Annotated in this window: 32 protein-coding genes and 2 pseudogenes; 4 read left to right on the top strand and 30 right to left on the bottom strand. The window is 66.6% G+C overall.

The window, feature by feature from the left end; genetic code table 11:
* Positions 1 to 425: pseudogene (locus tag MTBUT4_RS11660) on the top strand (hypothetical protein); the annotation flags it as partial.
* Between the two features lie 20 nt (positions 426 to 445).
* Entirely contained in the window at positions 446 to 1,084 is a 639-nt protein-coding gene (locus MTBUT4_RS11655; protein WP_254434836.1) for a MarC family protein, read from the top strand.
* Positions 1,085 to 1,139: 55 nt separating this feature from the next.
* Here MTBUT4_RS11655 and rplQ read toward each other — a convergent pair whose 3' ends face one another.
* From rplQ to rpsJ, 27 genes are all read right to left on the bottom strand, one after another.
* Entirely contained in the window at positions 1,140 to 1,559 is a 420-nt protein-coding gene (rplQ, locus tag MTBUT4_RS11650) for a 50S ribosomal protein L17 (protein ID WP_173979869.1), read from the bottom strand.
* A gap of 221 nt (positions 1,560 to 1,780) precedes the next feature.
* Complete coding sequence (locus MTBUT4_RS11645; protein WP_173979868.1) at positions 1,781 to 2,797, bottom strand: DNA-directed RNA polymerase subunit alpha; 1,017 nt, start codon at positions 2,795 to 2,797, stop codon at positions 1,781 to 1,783.
* Between the two features lie 111 nt (positions 2,798 to 2,908).
* Positions 2,909 to 3,304 (bottom strand): 30S ribosomal protein S11, encoded by a 396-nt coding sequence (rpsK, locus tag MTBUT4_RS11640; RefSeq protein ID WP_173979867.1) that lies wholly within the window; start codon positions 3,302 to 3,304, stop codon positions 2,909 to 2,911.
* A 12-nt stretch (positions 3,305 to 3,316) separates the two neighbouring features.
* On the bottom strand, positions 3,317 to 3,694 hold the full coding sequence (rpsM, locus tag MTBUT4_RS11635; RefSeq protein WP_173979866.1) for a 30S ribosomal protein S13: 378 nt from the start codon (positions 3,692 to 3,694) through the stop codon (positions 3,317 to 3,319).
* Positions 3,695 to 3,874: 180 nt separating this feature from the next.
* Positions 3,875 to 4,519 (bottom strand): adenylate kinase, encoded by a 645-nt coding sequence (locus MTBUT4_RS11630; RefSeq protein WP_173979865.1) that lies wholly within the window; start codon positions 4,517 to 4,519, stop codon positions 3,875 to 3,877.
* Positions 4,520 to 4,566: 47 nt separating this feature from the next.
* Positions 4,567 to 5,913: a preprotein translocase subunit SecY gene (gene secY / locus MTBUT4_RS11625; protein ID WP_173979864.1), complete on the bottom strand. Its 1,347-nt coding sequence runs from the start codon at positions 5,911 to 5,913 to the stop codon at positions 4,567 to 4,569.
* Positions 5,914 to 6,080: 167 nt separating this feature from the next.
* Complete coding sequence (gene rplO / locus MTBUT4_RS11620; protein WP_173979863.1) at positions 6,081 to 6,560, bottom strand: 50S ribosomal protein L15; 480 nt, start codon at positions 6,558 to 6,560, stop codon at positions 6,081 to 6,083.
* A gap of 6 nt (positions 6,561 to 6,566) precedes the next feature.
* Positions 6,567 to 6,752, bottom strand: coding sequence for a 50S ribosomal protein L30 (rpmD, locus tag MTBUT4_RS11615; protein WP_173979862.1), 186 nt, complete (start codon positions 6,750 to 6,752; stop codon positions 6,567 to 6,569).
* A 15-nt stretch (positions 6,753 to 6,767) separates the two neighbouring features.
* The gene (gene rpsE, locus MTBUT4_RS11610) at positions 6,768 to 7,424 is read right to left on the bottom strand and encodes a 30S ribosomal protein S5 (RefSeq protein ID WP_173979861.1); all 657 of its coding nucleotides are present in this window, start codon (positions 7,422 to 7,424) and stop codon (positions 6,768 to 6,770) included.
* A gap of 13 nt (positions 7,425 to 7,437) precedes the next feature.
* Positions 7,438 to 7,800: a 50S ribosomal protein L18 gene (rplR, locus tag MTBUT4_RS11605; protein ID WP_173979860.1), complete on the bottom strand. Its 363-nt coding sequence runs from the start codon at positions 7,798 to 7,800 to the stop codon at positions 7,438 to 7,440.
* A gap of 11 nt (positions 7,801 to 7,811) precedes the next feature.
* A complete protein-coding gene (gene rplF / locus MTBUT4_RS11600) occupies positions 7,812 to 8,348 on the bottom strand; it encodes a 50S ribosomal protein L6 (protein WP_173979859.1) in 537 nt (178 codons plus the stop codon).
* Between the two features lie 13 nt (positions 8,349 to 8,361).
* Positions 8,362 to 8,760: a 30S ribosomal protein S8 gene (gene rpsH / locus MTBUT4_RS11595; RefSeq protein WP_173979858.1), complete on the bottom strand. Its 399-nt coding sequence runs from the start codon at positions 8,758 to 8,760 to the stop codon at positions 8,362 to 8,364.
* Between the two features lie 13 nt (positions 8,761 to 8,773).
* On the bottom strand, positions 8,774 to 9,079 hold the full coding sequence (gene rpsN / locus MTBUT4_RS11590; protein ID WP_173979857.1) for a 30S ribosomal protein S14: 306 nt from the start codon (positions 9,077 to 9,079) through the stop codon (positions 8,774 to 8,776).
* A 16-nt stretch (positions 9,080 to 9,095) separates the two neighbouring features.
* Positions 9,096 to 9,638 (bottom strand): 50S ribosomal protein L5, encoded by a 543-nt coding sequence (gene rplE / locus MTBUT4_RS11585; protein WP_173979856.1) that lies wholly within the window; start codon positions 9,636 to 9,638, stop codon positions 9,096 to 9,098.
* Between the two features lie 16 nt (positions 9,639 to 9,654).
* A complete protein-coding gene (rplX, locus tag MTBUT4_RS11580; RefSeq protein ID WP_173979855.1) occupies positions 9,655 to 9,975 on the bottom strand; it encodes a 50S ribosomal protein L24 in 321 nt (106 codons plus the stop codon).
* Positions 9,975 to 10,343, bottom strand: a complete 369-nt coding sequence (gene rplN / locus MTBUT4_RS11575) for a 50S ribosomal protein L14 (RefSeq protein ID WP_173979854.1) — start codon at positions 10,341 to 10,343, stop codon at positions 9,975 to 9,977. The genes rplX and rplN overlap by 1 nt, the downstream gene beginning before the upstream one ends.
* 32 nt (positions 10,344 to 10,375) lie before the next feature.
* Positions 10,376 to 10,612 (bottom strand): 30S ribosomal protein S17, encoded by a 237-nt coding sequence (rpsQ, locus tag MTBUT4_RS11570; protein ID WP_173979853.1) that lies wholly within the window; start codon positions 10,610 to 10,612, stop codon positions 10,376 to 10,378.
* Positions 10,613 to 10,624: 12 nt separating this feature from the next.
* Positions 10,625 to 10,861: a 50S ribosomal protein L29 gene (rpmC, locus tag MTBUT4_RS11565; protein ID WP_173979852.1), complete on the bottom strand. Its 237-nt coding sequence runs from the start codon at positions 10,859 to 10,861 to the stop codon at positions 10,625 to 10,627.
* A gap of 5 nt (positions 10,862 to 10,866) precedes the next feature.
* Positions 10,867 to 11,280: a 50S ribosomal protein L16 gene (gene rplP / locus MTBUT4_RS11560; protein WP_173979851.1), complete on the bottom strand. Its 414-nt coding sequence runs from the start codon at positions 11,278 to 11,280 to the stop codon at positions 10,867 to 10,869.
* Between the two features lie 17 nt (positions 11,281 to 11,297).
* Positions 11,298 to 11,984: a 30S ribosomal protein S3 gene (rpsC, locus tag MTBUT4_RS11555; protein ID WP_173979850.1), complete on the bottom strand. Its 687-nt coding sequence runs from the start codon at positions 11,982 to 11,984 to the stop codon at positions 11,298 to 11,300.
* A 4-nt stretch (positions 11,985 to 11,988) separates the two neighbouring features.
* Positions 11,989 to 12,375, bottom strand: a complete 387-nt coding sequence (gene rplV, locus MTBUT4_RS11550) for a 50S ribosomal protein L22 (RefSeq protein ID WP_173979849.1) — start codon at positions 12,373 to 12,375, stop codon at positions 11,989 to 11,991.
* A gap of 3 nt (positions 12,376 to 12,378) precedes the next feature.
* Positions 12,379 to 12,657, bottom strand: coding sequence for a 30S ribosomal protein S19 (rpsS, locus tag MTBUT4_RS11545; protein ID WP_173979848.1), 279 nt, complete (start codon positions 12,655 to 12,657; stop codon positions 12,379 to 12,381).
* 12 nt (positions 12,658 to 12,669) lie between these two features.
* Positions 12,670 to 13,497, bottom strand: coding sequence for a 50S ribosomal protein L2 (gene rplB, locus MTBUT4_RS11540; RefSeq protein ID WP_173979847.1), 828 nt, complete (start codon positions 13,495 to 13,497; stop codon positions 12,670 to 12,672).
* A 4-nt stretch (positions 13,498 to 13,501) separates the two neighbouring features.
* Positions 13,502 to 13,810, bottom strand: a complete 309-nt coding sequence (locus MTBUT4_RS11535) for a 50S ribosomal protein L23 (RefSeq protein ID WP_173979846.1) — start codon at positions 13,808 to 13,810, stop codon at positions 13,502 to 13,504.
* Positions 13,807 to 14,424, bottom strand: a complete 618-nt coding sequence (gene rplD, locus MTBUT4_RS11530) for a 50S ribosomal protein L4 (protein WP_173979845.1) — start codon at positions 14,422 to 14,424, stop codon at positions 13,807 to 13,809. Before rplD ends, MTBUT4_RS11535 begins: the two co-directional genes overlap by 4 nt.
* An 11-nt stretch (positions 14,425 to 14,435) precedes the next feature.
* Positions 14,436 to 15,134, bottom strand: a complete 699-nt coding sequence (gene rplC / locus MTBUT4_RS11525) for a 50S ribosomal protein L3 (protein WP_173979844.1) — start codon at positions 15,132 to 15,134, stop codon at positions 14,436 to 14,438.
* A 13-nt stretch (positions 15,135 to 15,147) separates the two neighbouring features.
* Entirely contained in the window at positions 15,148 to 15,456 is a 309-nt protein-coding gene (gene rpsJ / locus MTBUT4_RS11520; RefSeq protein WP_002725423.1) for a 30S ribosomal protein S10, read from the bottom strand.
* A gap of 251 nt (positions 15,457 to 15,707) precedes the next feature.
* On the opposite strand from rpsJ, the gene MTBUT4_RS11515 reads away from it, so the two are divergent.
* Together MTBUT4_RS11515 and MTBUT4_RS11510 are read left to right on the top strand one after the other, a co-directional pair.
* Entirely contained in the window at positions 15,708 to 16,175 is a 468-nt protein-coding gene (locus MTBUT4_RS11515) for a DUF2243 domain-containing protein (protein ID WP_254434835.1), read from the top strand.
* A 112-nt stretch (positions 16,176 to 16,287) separates the two neighbouring features.
* Positions 16,288 to 16,743, top strand: coding sequence for a TerB family tellurite resistance protein (locus tag MTBUT4_RS11510; RefSeq protein WP_173979842.1), 456 nt, complete (start codon positions 16,288 to 16,290; stop codon positions 16,741 to 16,743).
* Here the strand turns inward: MTBUT4_RS11510 and MTBUT4_RS11505 are convergent.
* The 3 genes and pseudogenes from MTBUT4_RS11505 to tuf all read right to left on the bottom strand — a co-directional run.
* The gene (locus MTBUT4_RS11505) at positions 16,730 to 17,149 is read right to left on the bottom strand and encodes a type II toxin-antitoxin system VapC family toxin (RefSeq protein ID WP_173979841.1); all 420 of its coding nucleotides are present in this window, start codon (positions 17,147 to 17,149) and stop codon (positions 16,730 to 16,732) included. The two genes, MTBUT4_RS11510 and MTBUT4_RS11505, sit on opposite strands and share 14 nt — an antisense overlap.
* A complete protein-coding gene (locus MTBUT4_RS11500; protein WP_173979840.1) occupies positions 17,146 to 17,391 on the bottom strand; it encodes a type II toxin-antitoxin system Phd/YefM family antitoxin in 246 nt (81 codons plus the stop codon). Before MTBUT4_RS11500 ends, MTBUT4_RS11505 begins: the two co-directional genes overlap by 4 nt.
* A 339-nt stretch (positions 17,392 to 17,730) precedes the next feature.
* Positions 17,731 to 18,025 (bottom strand): annotated as a pseudogene (tuf, locus tag MTBUT4_RS11495) (elongation factor Tu); the annotation flags it as partial.

The raw sequence follows: 18,025 nt of genomic DNA, 5'->3' as shown, positions 1-18,025 counted from the left end.
CGGCCGCCGTCTCCGGCGACCCGGTGCGCAAGCCGGAGCCCCAGCCGGAACCCGAGCCGGCCAAGTCCAAGGAACACGATTTCTGGTGGGAGACCCTGAGCGATCCGCAGGTCCGGCAGATTCTCGAGATCAACAGCGAGACCGACCGTCGCGAGCTGACCGCCGCCCTGTGCGGCCTGGGCGAGATCGCCCGCCAGCAGATGATGGGACCCATGGGCCTGACCCTCTACCAGGCGGCGGTGCTGTTCGGCTCGCTGTACCAGCGGCTGGGCCGCGCCACCTTCAACCAGATCTTCGGAACCCCGGGCAACGGCCCCGCCGTCGCCAATTTCGCCACCCGCCTGAAGCAGAAGGGGGTGGGATCGCGCACCGACATCCGGCTGATCGCCCGCACCGTCGAAGGCGTCATGGCCACCAAGGGGTGATCCCCCACCAGGAGGACGGATTGATCATCGAGGCCGCCGTCACCGCCTTCATCACCTTCTTCGTCATCCTCGACCCGCCGGGGACCGCTGCGGTGTTCGCCGCCATGACCCGCAACGTCGCCGACCACCACCGCCGCCACATGGCCCGGCGCGCCACCCTGCTGGCCGCCATCATGCTGTTCGCCTTCGCCTTCATCGGCGAGGGATTGCTGCGCATCCTCGGCATCTCGCTGCCGGCGTTCCGGGTGGCGGGCGGCGTGCTGCTGTTCCTGCTGGCCGCCGACATGGTGTTCGCCCGCCAGTCGGGCCTGCGCTCGACCACGCCGGTGGAAGACGCCGAGACCGCGGCGCGCGAGGACATCACCGTCTTCCCGCTGGCTTTCCCGCTGATCGCCGGCCCCGGCGCCATGACCTCGGTGGTGCTGATGATGGGCGCCGCCGCCGGCGACTACCAGCGCCAGGCGGTGGTGCTGGCCATGCTGGCGGTGGTGATGGCGCTGCTGCTGGGCATGCTGCTGGCCGCCGGACGGGTGTTGCGGGTCCTCGGCCTGACCGGAGCCCACGTGGTCGGCCGCGTGCTCGGCATCATCCTCGCCGCCCTGGCCGCCCAGTTCGTCATCGACGGGCTGAAGGGGGCGCTGCCGGGGCTGGTGGGATAACGAAAAAGGGCGCCATCCCTGCGGACGGCGCCCTGATCTTCGGAAGCGGCGCGGCCTATTCCTCGGCCTCGTCCTTCTTCTCGCCGGTCGGGCCGGAATCGAGGCCCTTGGCGGCCGGGTCGCGATCGACCAGCTCGATGATCGCCATCGGGGCGGCGTCGCCATAGCGGAAGCCGGCCTTCAGCACGCGGGTGTAGCCGCCCGGACGGGTCTTGTAGCGCTCGGCCAGGGTCGAGAACAGCTTGGCGACCACGGCGTCGTCGCGCAGCATGGCGAAGGCGCGGCGGCGGTCGTGCAGGGTGCCCGACTTGCCGAGGCTGATGATCTTCTCGGCGATCGGACGCAGGTCCTTGGCCTTGGGCAGGGTGGTCTTGATCTGCTCGTGCTTGAGCAGGGCGGTGACCATGTTGGCGAACATCGCCTTGCGGTGCGAGCTGGTGCGGTTCAGCTTGCGGCCGGACATGCCGTGACGCATGGGATCATCCTTCCTTCGCTTGGTCTCGACGGGCGAGGACCGATTTCACGCCGCGGTCGCCCCTCGCGGGTACGGCCGGGTCGGGCCGGACTGGCCCATTCGAAAAAACAGCCCCTCCCCTTTGATGGGGAGGGGTTGGGGTGGGGTGGAGTCGCGCCCGATCAGGTCCGACGCGGTTCCCCCCCACCCTGACCCTCCCCACGAGGGGGAGGGGAAAAACCTCAGTAAGGCTCTTCCAGCTTCTTGGCCAGCTCCTCGATGTTCTCCGGCGGCCAGTTGGGGATTTCCATCCCCAGGTGCAGGCCCATGGCCGAGAGCACTTCCTTGATCTCGTTCAGGGACTTGCGGCCGAAGTTCGGGGTGCGCAGCATCTCGGCCTCGGTCTTCTGGACCAGGTCGCCGATATAGATGATGTTGTCGTTCTTGAGGCAGTTGGCCGAGCGGACCGACAGCTCCAGCTCATCGACCTTGCGCAGCAGGTTCTTGTTGAAGGGCAGCTCGTCCTTGCGCTCCTCCTCGACGACCTGGGTCGGCTCCTCGAAGTTGATGAACAGCTGCAGCTGGTCCTGCAGGATGCGGGCGGCCAGGGCGATGGCGTCCTCGGGCGACACGGCGCCGTTGGTCTCGACCACCATGATCAGCTTGTCGTAATCGGTGACCTGGCCGACGCGGGTGTTCTCGACCTTGTAGGCGACCTTCTTGACCGGCGAGAAGATGGCATCGATGGGGATCAGCCCGATCGGCGAATCCTCGGGGCGATTCTGCGACGCCGGGACATAGCCCTTGCCGGTCTCGACCGTGAACTCGATATTGAGCTTGGCGCCCTCGTCCAGGGTGCAGAGCACCAGGCCGGGGTCCATGATCTCGATGTCGTGGCCGGCCTCGATCATCCCCGCCTTCACCTCGCCCGGGCCGGTGGCCTTGAGGTGCATGCGCTTCGGCCCCTCGCCGTGCATGCGCAGGCCGAGGTTCTTGATGTTGAGGATGATGTCGGTGACGTCCTCGCGCACGCCGGGGATCGACGAGAATTCGTGCAGCACGCCCTCGATCTGGATGGCGGTGACGGCGGCGCCCTGGAGCGACGACAGCAGAATGCGACGGATCGAATTGCCCAGCGTCATGCCGAAGCCGCGTTCGAGCGGTTCGGCCACTGCCGTGGCGGTCCGCAGCGGATCCGCCCCCCCCTCGATCTGGAGCTTCGAGGGCTTGATCAGTTCCTGCCAGTTCTTCTGAATCACGAGCGTGACCTCATGCTAGGAACAATGTGATGGCCCGGTACGGCACGGCCGCCACCTTCGCCCCCGTCTTGGGAGGGGAAGCGGCGGCCCGCCCTTGACCGGGCCGGTCGATCACACGCGGCGACGCTTGCGCGGGCGGCAGCCGTTGTGGGGAATGGGGGTGACGTCGCGGATCGAGGAGATGGCGAAGCCCACCGCCTGCAGCGCGCGCAGGGCGCTCTCGCGGCCGGCGCCGGGGCCCTTGACCTCGACCTCCAGGGTGCGCATGCCGTGCTCCATGGCCTTGCGGCCGGCGTCCTCGGCGGCCACCTGGGCGGCGTAGGGAGTCGACTTGCGCGAGCCCTTGAAGCCCTGCATGCCCGAGGACGACCACGAGATGGTGTTGCCCTGGGCGTCGGTGATGGTGATCATGGTGTTGTTGAACGTCGCGTTGACGTGGGCAACACCGGAGGTGATGTTCTTGCGCTCGCGGCGACGAGGGCGCGCGGCAGCAGCAGGCTTGGCCATGTGAGGTGATCCTTACTTCGTCGGCTTCTTCTTACCAGCGATCGGCTTGGCCGGACCCTTGCGGGTGCGCGCGTTGGTGTGCGTGCGCTGGCCACGGACCGGCAGGCCACGGCGATGACGCAGGCCGCGGTAGCAGCCCAAATCCATCAGCCGCTTGATGTTCATCGCCACTTCGCGGCGCAGATCGCCCTCGACCTGATAGTCGCGGTCGATCATCTCGCGGATTTTCAGGACCTCGTCATCGGTCAGCTGGTTGACCCGGCGCTCGGACGGAATGCCGAGCTTGCCGCAGATCTCGACCGCCTTGGCGCGGCCGATACCGTGGATGTAGGTCAGCGCGATCTGGACGCGCTTGTTGGTCGGAATGTTGACGCCAGCGATACGGGCCAAAGCTGGTTACTCCTTCAAACAGGTGATCCGGACCGGCGGCGCAACCGCCGGCCCAAAAAACAACACCGCACCAGGCCTCGCCCAATGCGGGGGAAACCGAAGGTGCGGGATTATAGGGGGAATCGACGAAGAGTCAACCCGGACTCTTCGCCGCATTCGTGCCCCCCCTAAACCGCAGGATCAGCCCAGAATCTTCTCCAGATCCTTGGTGACCTCGGCGATGTCCTTGGTGCCGTCCACCAGGTGGTAGTTGCCCTTGGCCTGGTAGTAGGGCAGCAGCGGCGCGGTCTGGGCGTGATAGGCGTCCAGGCGCTTGTGCACCGTCTCGGCATTGTCGTCGGCGCGGCGGATGAACTCGGTGCCGCCGCAGGAATCACACACGCCGGCGGCCTTGGGCTGCTGGAACTTGTCGTGGTAGCCGGCACCGCACTTGGCGCAGGTGAAGCGGCCGGTGATGCGCTCGACGATGGGCTCGTCCGGGACGCGGATCTCGATGGCGTAGTCGAGCTTGCGGCCCTTCCTCACCATCATGGCGTCCAGTGCCTCGGCCTGGGCCACGGTGCGGGGGAAGCCGTCGAAGATGACGCCGTTCTTGGTGTCGGGCGCGTCCAGGCGGTCGTCGATGATGGCGATGACGATGTCGTCGGACACCAGCTGGCCGGCATCCATCACCGCCTTGGCCTTCTTGCCGACCGCGGAGCCCGAGGCCACCGCGGCGCGCAGCATGTCGCCGGTCGACAATTGCACCAGACCGTACTTCTCCATCAGACGCTTGGCCTGGGTTCCCTTGCCGCCGCCGGGCGGTCCCAAAAGCACGAGATCCATCGGTGGTCATTCTCCCTAGAGATTGCCGCGCGCGGATCCGGGTTCGGTCAGCCGCGCCGGCCTTTGAGACGGGACTTCTTGATGAGTCCCTCGTATTGGTGGGCCAGCAGGTGCGACTGGACCTGGGCGACCGTGTCCATGGTCACCGTCACCACGATCAGAAGGCTGGTTCCACCAAAGTAGAAGGGCACGGACCACTTGGCAATCAGCACTTCGGGCAGGACCGACAGCGCGGTAAGGTAGGCCGCACCCACCACGGTCAGGCGGGTCAGGACATAGTCCAGATAGTCCGAGGTGTTCTTGCCCGGCCGGATGCCGGGGACGAAGCCGCCGTACTTCTTCAGGTTGTCGGCGGTGTCCACCGGATTGAAGACCACCGCGGTGTAGAAGAACGCGAAGAAGATGATCAGGCCGGCGTAGATGGCCAGGTAAAGCGGCTGGCCGCGGCCCATGAGGGCGGTGAAGGTGGTCAGCCATTCCGGGCCGCCGGCGGCGGAGAACTGCGCCACGGTGACCGGCATCAGCAGGATCGAGCTGGCGAAGATCGGCGGGATGACGCCCGAGGTGTTGAGCTTGAGCGGCAGATGCGACGATTCGCCGCCGAACATCTTGTTGCCGACCTGGCGCTTGGGATACTGCACGATGATGCGCCGCTGGGCGCGCTCGATGAACACGATGAAGCCGATGACGGCGGCCGAGCCGACCAGCAGGGCGATGATCAGCAGCACCGGCAGGGCGCCGGTGCGGCCCAGCTCCAGGGTGCCGACCAAGGCGCCGGGAAGTTCGGCGACGATGCCGGCCATGATGATCAGCGAGGTGCCCTGGCCGATGCCGCGGGCGGTGATCTGCTCGCCCAGCCACATCAGGAACATGGTGCCGCCCACCAGGGTGACCACGGTGGAGAAGCGGAACAGCACGTGGTTGTCCATCATCACCGCGGCACCGGTGGAGCCGGTCATGCTCTCCAGCCCGACCGCGATGCCGTAGGCCTGGAACACCGCGATGAACACCGTGAGGTAGCGGGTGTACTGGTTGATCTTCTTGCGCCCCGACTCGCCCTCCTTCTTGATCGCCTCCAGCGACGGCACGATGGTGGTCATCAGCTGCAGGATGATCGAGGCCGAGATGTACGGCATGATGTTCAGCGCGAAGATGGTCATGCGCTGCAACGCGCCGCCGGCCAGCATGTCGAACATGCCGAGCAGGCCGCCGCCCGACTGGCGGAACAGGTCGGCCATGGCGTGCGGATCGACGCCCGGAATGGGAATCCAGGTGCCCAGGCGATAGATCACCAGGGCGCCCAGGGTGAACCAGATCCTCTTCTTGAGTTCGGTCGCCTTGGCGAGGACGCCGAAATTCAAGTTCGCGGCAAGCTGCTCGGCGGCGGAAGCCATGCCCATCTCCGGGAATGTAAGCCAGGGGCGGCCAAGCCGCCCAAATGATAACCCCGGGCGGTGGAACCGCCCCAGGGGGGGACACCAGCTTTTAAAGCAATCCGGGCGTGGCGCCAACCCATGACCTGCGGGTCACGGGGCCGGCGCCACGCCCGAGCAAATGGAAATCAGCCCTCGGCGGCGGGAGCGGCGGGCAGCTTGATCGACCCGCCAGCCTTCTCCACCGCCTCGATGGCGGCCTTGGACGCACCGGCGACCTCGATGGTCACCTTGGCCTTGAGCTCGCCGCGCGCAAGGAGGCGCACCCCATCGCGCGCGTTGCCCACCAGGCCGGCGGCCTGCAGGGCGGCGGCGTCGATGGTCTTGGCCGCGTCCAGCTTGCCGCCGTCGATGGCGGCCTGCAGACGGCCCAGATTGACCTCGGCGAAGTCCTTGCGGTTGATCGGGTTGAAGCCGCGCTTGGGCAGGCGGCGGTAGATGGGCATCTGACCGCCTTCGAAGCCGTGCAGGGACACGCCGGTGCGCGAGCCTTGGCCCTTGACGCCGCGGCCCGAGGTCTTGCCCTTGCCGGAGCCGATGCCGCGGCCGAGGCGCTTGGACGTGCGGCGAGCGCCGTCGTTGTCGCGCAGATCGTTGAGCTTCGTCATCTTATCCTACTCCTCGACCCGGACCAGATGCCGGACCTTGGCGATCATGCCCCGCACCGCCGGAGTGTCCTCCAGCTCGCGGGAGCGGTGCAGCTTGTTCAGGCCGAGCCCGACCAGGGTGGCGCGCTGATCGTCCGGACGGCCGATCGGGCTCTGGGTCTGGGTGACCTTGACGGTCTTCTTGGCAGCCATCGTCAGGGGCCTCCGTTAGGCGGTCGCGGTGGCGGCGGCGGCAGCGCCGTCGCGGCGACCGATGATGTCGCCCACCTTCTTGCCCCGCTTGGCCGCCACCGAACGGGGGCTGGTCAGGCTTTCCAGGGCGTCGAAGGTCGCCTTGATCATGTTGTGGGGGTTCGAGGTGCCCAGGCACTTGGCCACCACGTCCGCCACGCCCACGGTCTCGAACACCGCGCGCATCGGGCCGCCGGCGATGATGCCGGTGCCGGGCGGGGCGGCGCGCAGGACCACGCGGCCGGCGCCGAAATGGCCGGTGACGTCGTGGTGCAGGGTGCGGCCCTCACGGAGCGCCACCTTGATCATATTGCGCTTGGCCTGCTCGGTCGCCTTGCGGATGGCTTCCGGCACCTCGCGGGCCTTGCCCGAACCGAAGCCGACCCGGCCCTTGCCGTCGCCGACCACCACCAGCGCCGCGAAGGCGAAGCGGCGGCCGCCCTTGACCACCTTGGCGACGCGGTTGATGTGGACCAGCTTGTCGATGAACTCGGATTCCTCGCGCTCGGCGCGGTTGTCCTGCTGGCCGCGGCCGCGCGGGGCGCGACCGTCGCGCTCGCCGCCTTCGCCACCACGGCCCCGGCCGCGGCGCTGGTCGCCGCCGTCACGATCGGAATTGGGAGTACGTGCCATCGTTGCGTTTCCCTCAGAAATCCAGGCCGCCTTCGCGGGCCGCTTCGGCCAGGGCCTTGACCCGGCCGTGATAAATGTAGCCGCCGCGGTCGAACACCACCTGGGTGATGCCGGCCGCCTTGGCCCGCTCGGCGATCAGCTTGCCCACCGCCGAGGCGGCGGCGATGTCGGCACCGGTCTTGCCGGCGGCCTTGATCTCCTTGTCCAGGGTCGAGGCGGCGGCCAGGGTCTTGCCCTGGGAGTCGTCGATCACCTGGGCATAGATGTTCTTGCCCGACCGGAAGACCGACAGGCGCACGCGCCCGTCCGCCTTCTTGGCGATGCTTGCACGGTTGCGCCGCTTGCGGCGCTCGAACAGTTCCTTCGGCGTCATCATGGCGGCTATCCTTACTTCTTCTTGCCTTCCTTACGCAGGATGGTCTCGGTGTCGTACTTGATGCCCTTGCCCTTGTAGGGCTCGGGACCACGGAACGCGCGGATTTCCGAGGCCACCTGGCCGACCTGCTGCTTGTCGCGGCCGGAGATGGAAATGGAGGTGGGCTTGTCGCACTTGATGGCGATGTCGTCCGGGATCGGGTATTCGACGTCGTGGGAATAGCCCAAGGCCAGCTTCAGGGTCTTGCCCTCGACCGCGGCGCGGTAACCGACGCCGTTGATCTCGAGGTTGACGGTGAAGCCCTCGGACACGCCCTTGACGGCGTTGTTGATCAGGGCGCGGGTGGTGCCCCACATCATGCGCGAGCGCTTGGATTCGGTGAGGGGCTTCACCCACACCTGATCGCCCTCGATGGTGGTTTCCACCGCATCGGTGACCAGCGGCAGCCGGGCTTCGCCCAGCTTGCCCTTGGCGATGAATTCGGCACCGGCGATCTGGACGGTAACGCCAGACGGCACCGGCACGGGATATTTGCCGACTCGGCTCATCTCGCAGTCCCTCCTAGAACACCTGGCAGAGAACCTCGCCGCCCACATTCGCGGTGCGGGCTTCGGTATCGCTCATCACGCCACGCGGGGTGGACAGGATGGAGATGCCGAGACCGTTGGCCACGCGGGGCAGGTCGGCGATCTTGGAATAGACGCGGCGGCCGGGGGTCGAGACGCGGGAGATCTGCGAGATCACCGGCTTGCCCTCGTGGTACTTGAGCTCGATGGTGAGCTCGGAGACCCCGGGGCGGCTCTCGGCCTTGGCGTAGCCGCGGATGTAGCCCTCGCGCTTGAGCACGTCGAGCACGTTGACGCGCAGGTTCGACGCCGGCGAGGTGATGGTCGACTTGTTCGCGCGCTGGCCGTTGCGGATGCGGGCGAGCATATCGCCGAGCGGATCGGTCATGGACATGTGCCTGCCTCCCTTACCAGCTCGACTTCACCAGGCCAGGAATCTGGCCGAGGTTGCCCAGTTCGCGCAGCTTGTTGCGGCAAACCTTGAACTTGCGGTAGTTGCCGCGCGGACGACCGGTGATCTCGCAGCGCAGACGCACGCGGTTCTTGGCCGAATTGCGCGGAACCTCGGCCAGCTTGAGGGCCGCCTCGAAGCGCTCCTCGGGGCCGGTCTCGCGGTCCATGATGACCGCCTTCAGACGGGCCCGCTTTGCCGCGAAGCGCTTGGCCAACTTCTCGCGCTTCTTGTTGCGCTCGACGGAGCTGATCTTTGCCATTGCTCGAAAACTCCAATCAGCCAGCGAACGGCATGTCGAAGCCCTTGAGAAGCGCCTTGGCTTCCGCGTCGGACTTGGCCGTCGTGACGAAAATGATGTCCATGCCCCGGATCGTATCGACCTTGTCGTAGTTGATCTCGGGGAAGATGAGCTGTTCCTTGAGGCCCAGCGAGTAGTTGCCGCGGCCGTCGAAGCTCTTGCCCGGCACGCCGCGGAAATCGCGGACGCGCGGCAGGGCGATGTTGATCAGGCGGTCGAGGAACTCGTACATGCGGTCGGCCCGAAGGGTGACCTTGCAGCCGACCACCTGGCCCTCGCGCAGCTTGAACTGGGCGATGGACTTCTTGGCCTTGGTGACCACCGGCTTCTGGCCGGTGATGGCGGTCAGTTCGGCGACGGCGGCATCGATCTTCTTCGCGTCCTGGGCGGCTTCGCCGACGCCCATGTTGATCACGATCTTCTCGAGCTTCGGCACCTGCATGGGGTTCTTGTAGGCGAACTCCTCCTGCAGGGCGGGCCGGACCTTGGTGTCGTAGTGGCTACGCAAACGCGCGGACATGGTCTGGTACTCCCCCTTACCGGTCGATGACTTCGCCGGACCGCTTGGCGATGCGGACCTTGCGGCCATCTTCAAGGACCTTGACGCCGACGCGGGTCGGCTTGCCGTCCTTGGGATCGACGTGGGCGACGTTGGAGACGTGGATGGCGGCCTCCTGCTCGACGATGCCGCCGGCGGCAGCGGCGCTGGCGCGCTGGTGCTTCTTCACCTTGTTCACGCCCTGGACGACCACGCGGTCCTCCTTGGGGAAGGCGGCCAGCACGTCGCCCTGCTTGCCCTTGTCCTTGCCGGCGATCACGACGACGCGATCACCCTTCTTGACGTTGAGACCGGCCATCAGAGCACCTCCGGAGCCAGCGAGATGATCTTCATGAACTTCTTGGCGCGAAGCTCACGGGTGACGGGCCCGAAGATACGGGTGCCGATGGGCTCGCCCTGCTTGTTGATCAGCACGGCGGCGTTGGTGTCGAACCGGATCACGGTGCCGTCGGGGCGACGGATCTCCTTGGCGGTGCGCACGATGACGGCGCGATGAACGTCGCCCTTCTTCACGCGGCCGCGCGGGATCGCCTCTTTGATCGAAACCACGATGACATCGCCGACGTTGGCGATGGTCCGGTGCGACCCGCCCAGAACCTTGATGCACTGCACCCGGCGGGCACCCGAATTATCGGCGACGTCCAGGTTGGTTTGCATCTGGATCATGTCTGCTTCCTTTCGCTAATCGCGGGACGGCGTCACGCCGTCTCGACGATCACTTCCCAGGTCTTGGTCTTCGAGATCGGGGCGCATTCGCGGATGCGGACGGTTTCCCCGGTCTTGAACGTGTTGTTCTCGTCGTGCGCGTGGTACTTCTTCGAACGACGGATGAACTTCTTGTAGATCGGGTGCATCACGCGCCGCTCGACGCTGACCACCACGGTCTTGTCCATCTTGTCGCTGACCACGACACCCTGAAGAATGCGCTTCGGCATCGTCTTCTCTCCTTACGCCGCGGTGGCGGCGGAGCCGCTCTTGGTTGCACCGGCGGCGCGGACGCGCTGGCCCAGGATGGTCTTGATGGTCGCGATCTCGCGGCGCACCGTACGCACCCGGGCGGTGTTCTCCAACTGGCCCGAGGCCCGCTGGAAGCGCAGGTTGAACTGTTCCTTCTTCAGCTCGATCACGCGCTCGCGCAGCTGATCGTCGGACTTGGCGCGGAGGTCGGCCGTTTTGGTCGCCATGGTCGTCACTCCCCGATACGCACGATGAACTTGGTCTTGATCGGCAGCTTGGCGGCGGCCAGCTCGAAACCGCGGCGGGCCAGGTCTTCCGGCACGCCGTCCACCTCGAACAGGATGCGGCCCGGCTTGATCTTGGCCACCCAGAACTCGGGCGTGCCCTTGCCCGAGCCCATGCGCACTTCGGCGGGCTTGGAGGACACCGGCACGTCCGGGAACACCCGGATCCACACCCGGCCCTGACGCTTCAGGTGGCGGGTCAGCGCACGACGGGCCGCCTCGATCTGGCGGGCGGTGATGCGCTCGGGCTCCAGGGCCTTGAGGCCGAAGGCGCCGAAGTTCAGCAGGGTGCCGCCCTTGGCGTCGCCATGGATGCGGCCCTTGAACTGCTTGCGGAACTTAGTTCGCTTAGGCGAAAGCATCTCGTCTCACTCCAGACTTAGCGGCGCTCGGCCGGGGCGGCATCGCCCGCGGCGCGCTTGTCCTGGGCCATCGGGTCGTGGGCCAGGATCTCGCCCTTGAACACCCACACCTTGATGCCGCAGGTGCCGTAGGTGGTCTTGGCGGTGCCGATGCCGTAATCGATGTCGGCGCGCAGGGTGTGCAGCGGCACGCGGCCCTCGCGGTACCATTCCATGCGGGCGATCTCGGCCCCGCCCAGACGGCCGGAGCAGTTGATGCGGATGCCCTGGGCGCCCAGACGCATGGCCGACTGCACGGCCCGCTTCATGGCGCGGCGGAACGAAACGCGGCGCTCGAGCTGCTGGGCGATGGACTCGGCCACCAGCTGGGCGTCGAGCTCGGGCTTCCGGATTTCGACGATGTTCAGGTGAACCTCGCCGCCGGTGAGCCGCGACAGCTCCTTGCGCAGGACCTCGATGTCGGCGCCCTTCTTGCCGATCACCACGCCCGGACGGGCGGTATGGATGGTGATGCGGGCCTTCTTGGCCGGACGCTCGATGACGACGCGCGACACGCCGGCCTGGGCCAGCTTCTCGCGCAGGTACTTCCGCAGCTTCAGGTCCTCGTGCAGCATCTTGGAATAATCGGTGTCGGCGAACCAACGCGAATCCCAGGTACGATTGATGCCGAGACGAAGCCCGATCGGATTGACTTTCTGACCCATCTGGTTACTCCCCGATCGCTTCTTCGCGCTCGCGCACGATGACGGTGAGGTTCGAGAACGGCTTTTCGACACGCCCCACCCGGCCCCGGGCCCGCGCACTCCAGCGCTTCATGACCATGGCCTTGCCGACGTAGGCTTCGGCCACATAGAGCCGGTCCACGTCGAGCTGGTGGTTGTTCTCGGCGTTGGCGATGGCCGACTGCAGCACCTTCTTCACGTCCTGGGCGATGCGCCGCTTGGAGAACGTGAGGCTGTGCAGCGCGACCTCGGCCTTCATGCCGCGAATGGACGCCGCCACCAGGTTCAGCTTGCGCGGGCTGGTGCGGATGGTGGCCGAGAAGGCCTTGGCCTCGGTATCGGCCAGCACGCGATCGGCAGGCTTCTTGCCCATGGCTTACTTCCTCTTCGCCTTCTTGTCGACGCCGTGGCCGTAATAGGTCCGGGTCGGCGAGAACTCGCCGAACTTGTGGCCGACCATGTTCTCGGTGACGAGAACGGGGATGTACTTCGCGCCGTTATAGACACCGAAGGTGAGACCCACGAACTGCGGCAGGATCGTCGAGCGACGCGACCAGATCTTGATGACCTCGTTGCGGCCGCTCGCACGGGTCTTGTCCGCCTTCTTGAGCAGATAACCGTCGATGAACGGGCCTTTCCAGACGGAACGAGCCATTCCCGTCCCTCCTTACTGCGTGTGACGGCGGCGCATGATGAGCCGGTCCGTCTTCTTGTTGGAACGAGTCTTCTTACCCTTGGTGGGCTTGCCCCACGGGGTGACCGGATGACGGCCGCCCGAGGTGCGCCCCTCGCCACCGCCATGCGGGTGGTCGATGGGGTTCATCGCGACGCCACGGACATGGGGCTTGAAGCCCATCCAGCGCTTGCGGCCGGCCTTGCCCAGGCTGATGTTCTGCTGGTCCGGGTTGGACACGGCACCGATGGTGGCCATGCACTCGCCGCGCACCACCCGCAGCTCGCCCGAGGACAGGCGCAGCTGGGCGTAGCCCTGGTCCTTGCCGACCAGCTGGACGAAGGTGCCGGCCGAGCGGGCGATCTGACCGCCCTTGCCGACCTTCAGCTCGACGTTGTGGACGATGGTGCCGACCGGGATGTTCTTCAGCGGCAGGGCGTTGCCCGGCTTGATGTCCACCTTCTCGCCGGCGATGACCACGTCGCCCGCGGCCAGGCGCTGCGGCGCCAGGATGTAGCGCTGCTCGCCGTCCTCGTACTTCACCAGGGCAATGAAGGCGGTGCGGTTGGGATCGTATTCCAGCCGCTCGACGGTGGCCGCCATGTCCAGCTTGTTGCGCTTGAAGTCGATCAGGCGGTAGCGGCGCTTGTGCCCGCCGCCACGGAACCGCACGGTGATGCGGCCGGTGTTGTTGCGGCCGCCGGACTTGCGCAGTCCTTCGGTCAGGCTCGCCACCGGCTTGCCCTTCCACAACTCCGACCGATCGACGGAAACCAGCTGGCGCTGACCCGGCGTGGTGGGATTGTACGTCTTCAGTGCCATGGGGTCAGACTCCCGTCGTCACGTCGATGCTGTGGCCCTTGGCCAGCGTGACGATCGCCTTCTTGACGTCGGAACGCTGACCGATGCGACCGCGGAACCGCTTCACCTTGCCCTTGGCGATGGTGGTGTTGACGGCCGAAACCTTCACCCCGAACACGCCTTCGACGGCAGCCTTGATCTCGGGCTTGGAGGCATCCAGCGGCACCTTGAAGGTGACCTGGTTGTGCTCCGAGCCCATGGTGGCCTTCTCGGTGATCACGGGGGCGCGGATGATGTCGTACATCCGCTCCTTCGAGACGGTGACCTTGCTCATTTCAGGCGAGCCTCCAGGGCTTGGACGGCGTCCTTGGTCAGCACCAGGGTGTCGCGACGCAGGATGTCGTACACGTTGGCGCCGATCTCGGGCAGCACGTCCACATGCGGCAGGTTGCGCGCGGAGAGCGCGAAATTGTCGTCCACGGCGCCGTCGATGACCAGCACCGAGGACCAGCCCAGCTTCTTGAAGCTGGCGGCCAGGGCCTTGGTCTTGGGGGCATCGACCTTGGCCTGATCGATGACGATCAGCTTGCCGTTGGCGGCCTTGGCCGACAGCGCCACCTTCAGCGCCAGCTTGCGCACCTTCTTGTTCATGTCGAACGCATGGCTGCGCACGACCGGCCCGAAGATGGTGGCGCCGCCGCGGAACTGCGGGCTGCGCAGCGAACCCTGACGGGCGCGGCCGCCGCCCTTCTGGGCGAAGGGCTTCTTGGTGGTGCCGGAGATCTCGCTGATCCCCTTGGTCTTGTGGTTGCCGGAGCGGGCCTTGGCCCGCTGCCAGGTGACCATGCGGTGCAGCAGGTCGGTACGGACGGTGACGCCGAAGACGTCGTCCGCCAGCTCGATTTCGCCGACGGTCGTGTTGTCCAGGCTGATGACGTTGGTCTTCATCGGTGCAATCCTCACTCGCCGGCTTCGGCGGACGCGGCGGCCTTGAGACCGGCCGGGAACGGCACGCCCTCGGGCAGCTTGCGCTTGACCGCGTCCTTGATCAGGACCCAGCCGCCATCGGCGCCGGGGACCGATCCCTTGACCAGGATCAGACCACGCTCGGCATCGGTGGAGACCACCTTGATGTTCTGCGTGGTCACCTGGACGTCGCCCATGTGGCCAGCCATCTTCTTGCCCTTGAACACCCGACCGGGGTCCTGGCGCTGGCCGGTGGAACCGTGCGAGCGGTGCGACACCGACACGCCGTGGGTGGCTTCCAGGCCGCGGAAGTTGTGGCGCTTCATGACACCGGCGAAACCCTTGCCGATGGTGGTGCCGGTGATGTCCACGAACTGGCCGGGGATGAAATGATCGACCGACAGCTCCGCACCGACCTCGAGGACGTTCTCGGGGGTGACGCGGAATTCGACGACCTTCTTCTTCGGCTCGACCTTGGCGGCGGCGAAGGTGGCGCGCTGGGCCTTGGCCACGTTCTTGACCTTGGCCGTGCCGGCGCCGAGCTGAACGGCAACGTAGCCGTCCTTGTCCACAGAGCGGGTCGAGACCACCTGACAGGTGTCGACCTTCAGCACGGTGACCGGCACGTGGGTGCCGTCCTCGCTGAAGATTCTCGTCATGCCGACCTTCTGGGCGATGAGACCGGATCGCATCGTTTCTGGTCCTTTAGAGCTTGATCTCGACGTCGACGCCGGCGGCCAGGTCGAGCTTCATCAGCGCATCCACGGTCTGCGGGGTCGGATCGACGATGTCCAGCAGGCGCTTGTGGGTACGGATCTCGAACTGCTCGCGCGACTTCTTGTCGATATGCGGGCTGCGGTTGACGGTGAACTTCTCGATCCGGCTGGGAAGCGGGATCGGTCCGCGCACCTGCGCACCGGTCCTCTTGGCGGTGTTGACGATCTCGCGGGTGGACTGGTCCAGCACGCGGTGATCGAACGCCTTGAGGCGGATACGGATGTTTTGGCTTTCCATTTCACGTCATCCGTTAAATCGGATCGGCGCCCCGCCGTGGCGGAGCGCCGATCGTTGAAACTTGGGTTCGGTTCAAAGAACCCCCCGCAGTCAGCCGCGCCTGATCGAAACGCTGGCTCTTACGGAGACGGCCGAAGCCGGAAGCCCGGGTTTATACAGAGACTCCGCCCCCTTGGCAAGCCCTGGATTCGCGATCGGGCAACCTTGCCCGCGCACGGCTGTTCACCGGAAAACTCATGGCGGAGGGTCCCATGCCGTCGCGTCTTCTGGCCTGGTCGTCGGTTCTGCTGGGCTTCGCCCTGGGCGGCTTCTTCGACGGCATCCTGCTGCACCAGATCCTGCAATGGCACCACCTGCTGAGCGGGCTGGAGAGCGGCGGCTTCGCCCGTATCGAGGGGCAGATCCTGGCCGACGGGCTGTTCCACCTCCTGATGTACGCGGTGGCGGCGGTGGGGCTGGCGCTGCTGTGGCTGGCCCGCGACGAATTCGCCCAGGCCGGCCGCGGCGTGTTCGCCCTGCTGCTGATGGGCTTCGGCGGCTGGCACGGGCTCGACGCGGTGGTGTCGCACTGGCTGCTGGGCATCCACCGCATCCGCATGGACACCGAGGTCCCCCTGGCCTACGACCTCGCCTGGGTGGCGGTGTTCGGGCTGCTGCCGTTCCTGGCCGGGGCATGGCTGCTGCGCCGGGTGCGGGCCGACGCCGCGGCGCCCTTCTGACCAGCGGCCGGCTGTTCCCCGCCGCCTGCCTGGCCTGGCTGCGCCCCGGCTGAGGCCGGTTCCGCCACCCCGCCGCTTGCGCTATCATCGTCGCCGCAGGGAGGGTTCGGCCATGAAGCACCTGGAAATTCTCGCCACCGCGCTGGCCTATGCCTGCGTCATCGACGGCAAGGTCTCGGTTGAGGAAAAGGCCAAGCTGGCCGCCATCCTGGGCAAGCACGTGGCCCGGAACGAGCTGTCCCAGACCGACCTGCAGGAGACCATCCAGGCCGCCTTCGCCACCGCGCGCGGCACCCATCTGGACAAGTTCCTGCCCGAGGTGCTGGGGCGCTTCAGCACGGGCCAGCAGGCCTCGCTGCTGCTCAATCTCTACGACATCGTGCTGGCCGACGGCACCCTGGCCGAGGGCGAACGCTGGCTGCTGGACAAGTTCGAGAACGCCCTCGCCTTCGACCGCGCCACCCTGCGCGCCGCCCGCAAGGTGGTGATGTGCAAGAACGACACCTCGGTCTTCACCAACCCGACCCACCCGGCCAACGAAAGCGGGTATGCGTTCAAGGTGGAGTGAGGAGTGTTTCCACACCGGCCGCGCGAGCGGCCTCGGCCAGTTGGCGATCCAGCGTGGCCAGGGGCAGGCCCCGGCGCCGGGCCAGGTCCAGATAGGCGGCGTCGTAGACGGTCAGGCCGTAGCGGTCGGCCAAGGCGAGCGCCGGGCGCCACGCCACGCCGGCGTCCGGCCGGTCGGTGGTGATGGGCAGGGTCTCCAACTGGATCAGCGCGTCGTCACGGAAGGCTTCAGGGACTCGGCGGCGGCGCAGCGCGACGGTCAGGCCATTGGCGACCTCGAACCACCATAACGCCGGAACGACGCATCCATCGTCGGCGATGCGGGCCAGCAGGCCATGCAGGTCCGGCGTGCGCTCGTCCACGAAAAAGCAGGCAAGGGCCGCCGAGGCGTCGAGGACCAGGCTCAATACTTCCGTCCCTCGTTGATGAGGTCCTTGATGCCGAGCCCATCCAGCCGGGCGGTCTTGCCCATGTCCCAGATTCTTTCGGCCGCCTCGCGGGCCCGCTTGCGGTCGAAGCCCCCCTCGGGCGGCACCAGCCGCGCCACCGGATGGCCGTGGCGGGTGATCACCACCTCCTCCCCCTGCTCCACCAGGTCGAGCAGGGCGCTCAGGGTATTCTTGGCCTCGAAGGCCCCGATCTGGCGCATGGCCTCACCAACTGGCTGTCATCTAGCTTAATTTAGGCGGCGCCGGGCCGGAATGCAATCGGTTGAATTTTCCGGGAGTGGCGGCATAGAGCGCGATGACATTAGGTCGGCGCACGGGGTGCGCCGACCTAATGTCTGAATCGCACTCTAATTTATTGATTTAGAGGCGGATTCAGCTATCAGGTTGGATCGCCTCGCGATTCAACCTGATAGCATCCGGCTAGGCGCGGGCCTGGGCTCCCTCCCTCCGGCTTCGCCAGGGGGAGGAGGACCGGAAATAGACAACGGCCCCGGAGGTATCCCTCCGGGGCCGCCTTGCGTCCGCCGAGGCGGAAGGACCTACTCGACGATCTTGGCCACCACGCCGGCGCCGACGGTGCGGCCGCCCTCGCGGATGGCGAAGCGCAGGCCCTCGTCCATGGCGATGGGGGCGATCAGGTTGACTTCCATCGAGATGTTGTCGCCCGGCATCACCATCTCGGTGCCTTCCGGCAGCGACACCACGCCGGTCACGTCCGTGGTGCGGAAGTAGAACTGCGGGCGGTAGTTGGTGAAGAACGGGGTGTGGCGGCCGCCCTCTTCCTTGGTCAGGATGTAGGCCTCGGCCTTGAACTTGGTGTGCGGGGTGATGGAA

The organism is Magnetospirillum sp. UT-4, from assembly GCF_902729435.1.
In the GTDB taxonomy this organism is placed as follows: Bacteria; Pseudomonadota; Alphaproteobacteria; order Rhodospirillales; family Magnetospirillaceae; genus Magnetospirillum.
Note: the sequence above shows the minus strand (reverse complement) of the source record. Positions and strands in the feature narration are given on the sequence as shown.

Bases quoted from the DNA above. Each gene is read 5' to 3' on its own strand.
- rplQ (WP_173979869.1), bottom strand. From the start codon at position 1,559: ATGCGTCACGGCATGTCCGGCCGCAAGCTGAACCGCACCAGCTCGCAC.
- rpsK (WP_173979867.1), bottom strand. From the start codon at position 3,304: ATGGCCAAGCCTGCTGCTGCCGCGCGCCCTCGTCGCCGCGAGCGCAAG.
- MTBUT4_RS11630 (WP_173979865.1), bottom strand. From the start codon at position 4,519: ATGGATCTCGTGCTTTTGGGACCGCCCGGCGGCGGCAAGGGAACCCAG.
- secY (WP_173979864.1), bottom strand. From the start codon at position 5,913: ATGGCTTCCGCCGCCGAGCAGCTTGCCGCGAACTTGAATTTCGGCGTC.
- rplO (WP_173979863.1), bottom strand. From the start codon at position 6,560: ATGACGAAGCTCAACGATCTGCGCGACAACGACGGCGCTCGCCGCACG.
- rpmD (WP_173979862.1), bottom strand. From the start codon at position 6,752: ATGGCTGCCAAGAAGACCGTCAAGGTCACCCAGACCCAGAGCCCGATC.
- rpsE (WP_173979861.1), bottom strand. From the start codon at position 7,424: ATGGCACGTACTCCCAATTCCGATCGTGACGGCGGCGACCAGCGCCGC.
- rplR (WP_173979860.1), bottom strand. From the start codon at position 7,800: ATGATGACGCCGAAGGAACTGTTCGAGCGCCGCAAGCGGCGCAACCGT.
- rplF (WP_173979859.1), bottom strand. From the start codon at position 8,348: ATGAGCCGAGTCGGCAAATATCCCGTGCCGGTGCCGTCTGGCGTTACC.
- rpsH (WP_173979858.1), bottom strand. From the start codon at position 8,760: ATGTCCATGACCGATCCGCTCGGCGATATGCTCGCCCGCATCCGCAAC.
- rpsN (WP_173979857.1), bottom strand. From the start codon at position 9,079: ATGGCAAAGATCAGCTCCGTCGAGCGCAACAAGAAGCGCGAGAAGTTG.
- rplE (WP_173979856.1), bottom strand. From the start codon at position 9,638: ATGTCCGCGCGTTTGCGTAGCCACTACGACACCAAGGTCCGGCCCGCC.
- rplX (WP_173979855.1), bottom strand. From the start codon at position 9,975: ATGGCCGGTCTCAACGTCAAGAAGGGTGATCGCGTCGTCGTGATCGCC.
- rplN (WP_173979854.1), bottom strand. From the start codon at position 10,343: ATGATCCAGATGCAAACCAACCTGGACGTCGCCGATAATTCGGGTGCC.
- rpsQ (WP_173979853.1), bottom strand. From the start codon at position 10,612: ATGCCGAAGCGCATTCTTCAGGGTGTCGTGGTCAGCGACAAGATGGAC.
- rpmC (WP_173979852.1), bottom strand. From the start codon at position 10,861: ATGGCGACCAAAACGGCCGACCTCCGCGCCAAGTCCGACGATCAGCTG.
- rplP (WP_173979851.1), bottom strand. From the start codon at position 11,280: ATGCTTTCGCCTAAGCGAACTAAGTTCCGCAAGCAGTTCAAGGGCCGC.
- rpsC (WP_173979850.1), bottom strand. From the start codon at position 11,984: ATGGGTCAGAAAGTCAATCCGATCGGGCTTCGTCTCGGCATCAATCGT.
- rplV (WP_173979849.1), bottom strand. From the start codon at position 12,375: ATGGGCAAGAAGCCTGCCGATCGCGTGCTGGCCGATACCGAGGCCAAG.
- rpsS (WP_173979848.1), bottom strand. From the start codon at position 12,657: ATGGCTCGTTCCGTCTGGAAAGGCCCGTTCATCGACGGTTATCTGCTC.
- rplB (WP_173979847.1), bottom strand. From the start codon at position 13,497: ATGGCACTGAAGACGTACAATCCCACCACGCCGGGTCAGCGCCAGCTG.
- MTBUT4_RS11535 (WP_173979846.1), bottom strand. From the start codon at position 13,810: ATGAGCAAGGTCACCGTCTCGAAGGAGCGGATGTACGACATCATCCGC.
- rplD (WP_173979845.1), bottom strand. From the start codon at position 14,424: ATGAAGACCAACGTCATCAGCCTGGACAACACGACCGTCGGCGAAATC.
- rplC (WP_173979844.1), bottom strand. From the start codon at position 15,134: ATGCGATCCGGTCTCATCGCCCAGAAGGTCGGCATGACGAGAATCTTC.
- rpsJ (WP_002725423.1), bottom strand. From the start codon at position 15,456: ATGGAAAGCCAAAACATCCGTATCCGCCTCAAGGCGTTCGATCACCGC.
- MTBUT4_RS11515 (WP_254434835.1), top strand. From the start codon at position 15,708: ATGCCGTCGCGTCTTCTGGCCTGGTCGTCGGTTCTGCTGGGCTTCGCC.
- MTBUT4_RS11510 (WP_173979842.1), top strand. From the start codon at position 16,288: ATGAAGCACCTGGAAATTCTCGCCACCGCGCTGGCCTATGCCTGCGTC.
- MTBUT4_RS11500 (WP_173979840.1), bottom strand. From the start codon at position 17,391: ATGCGCCAGATCGGGGCCTTCGAGGCCAAGAATACCCTGAGCGCCCTG.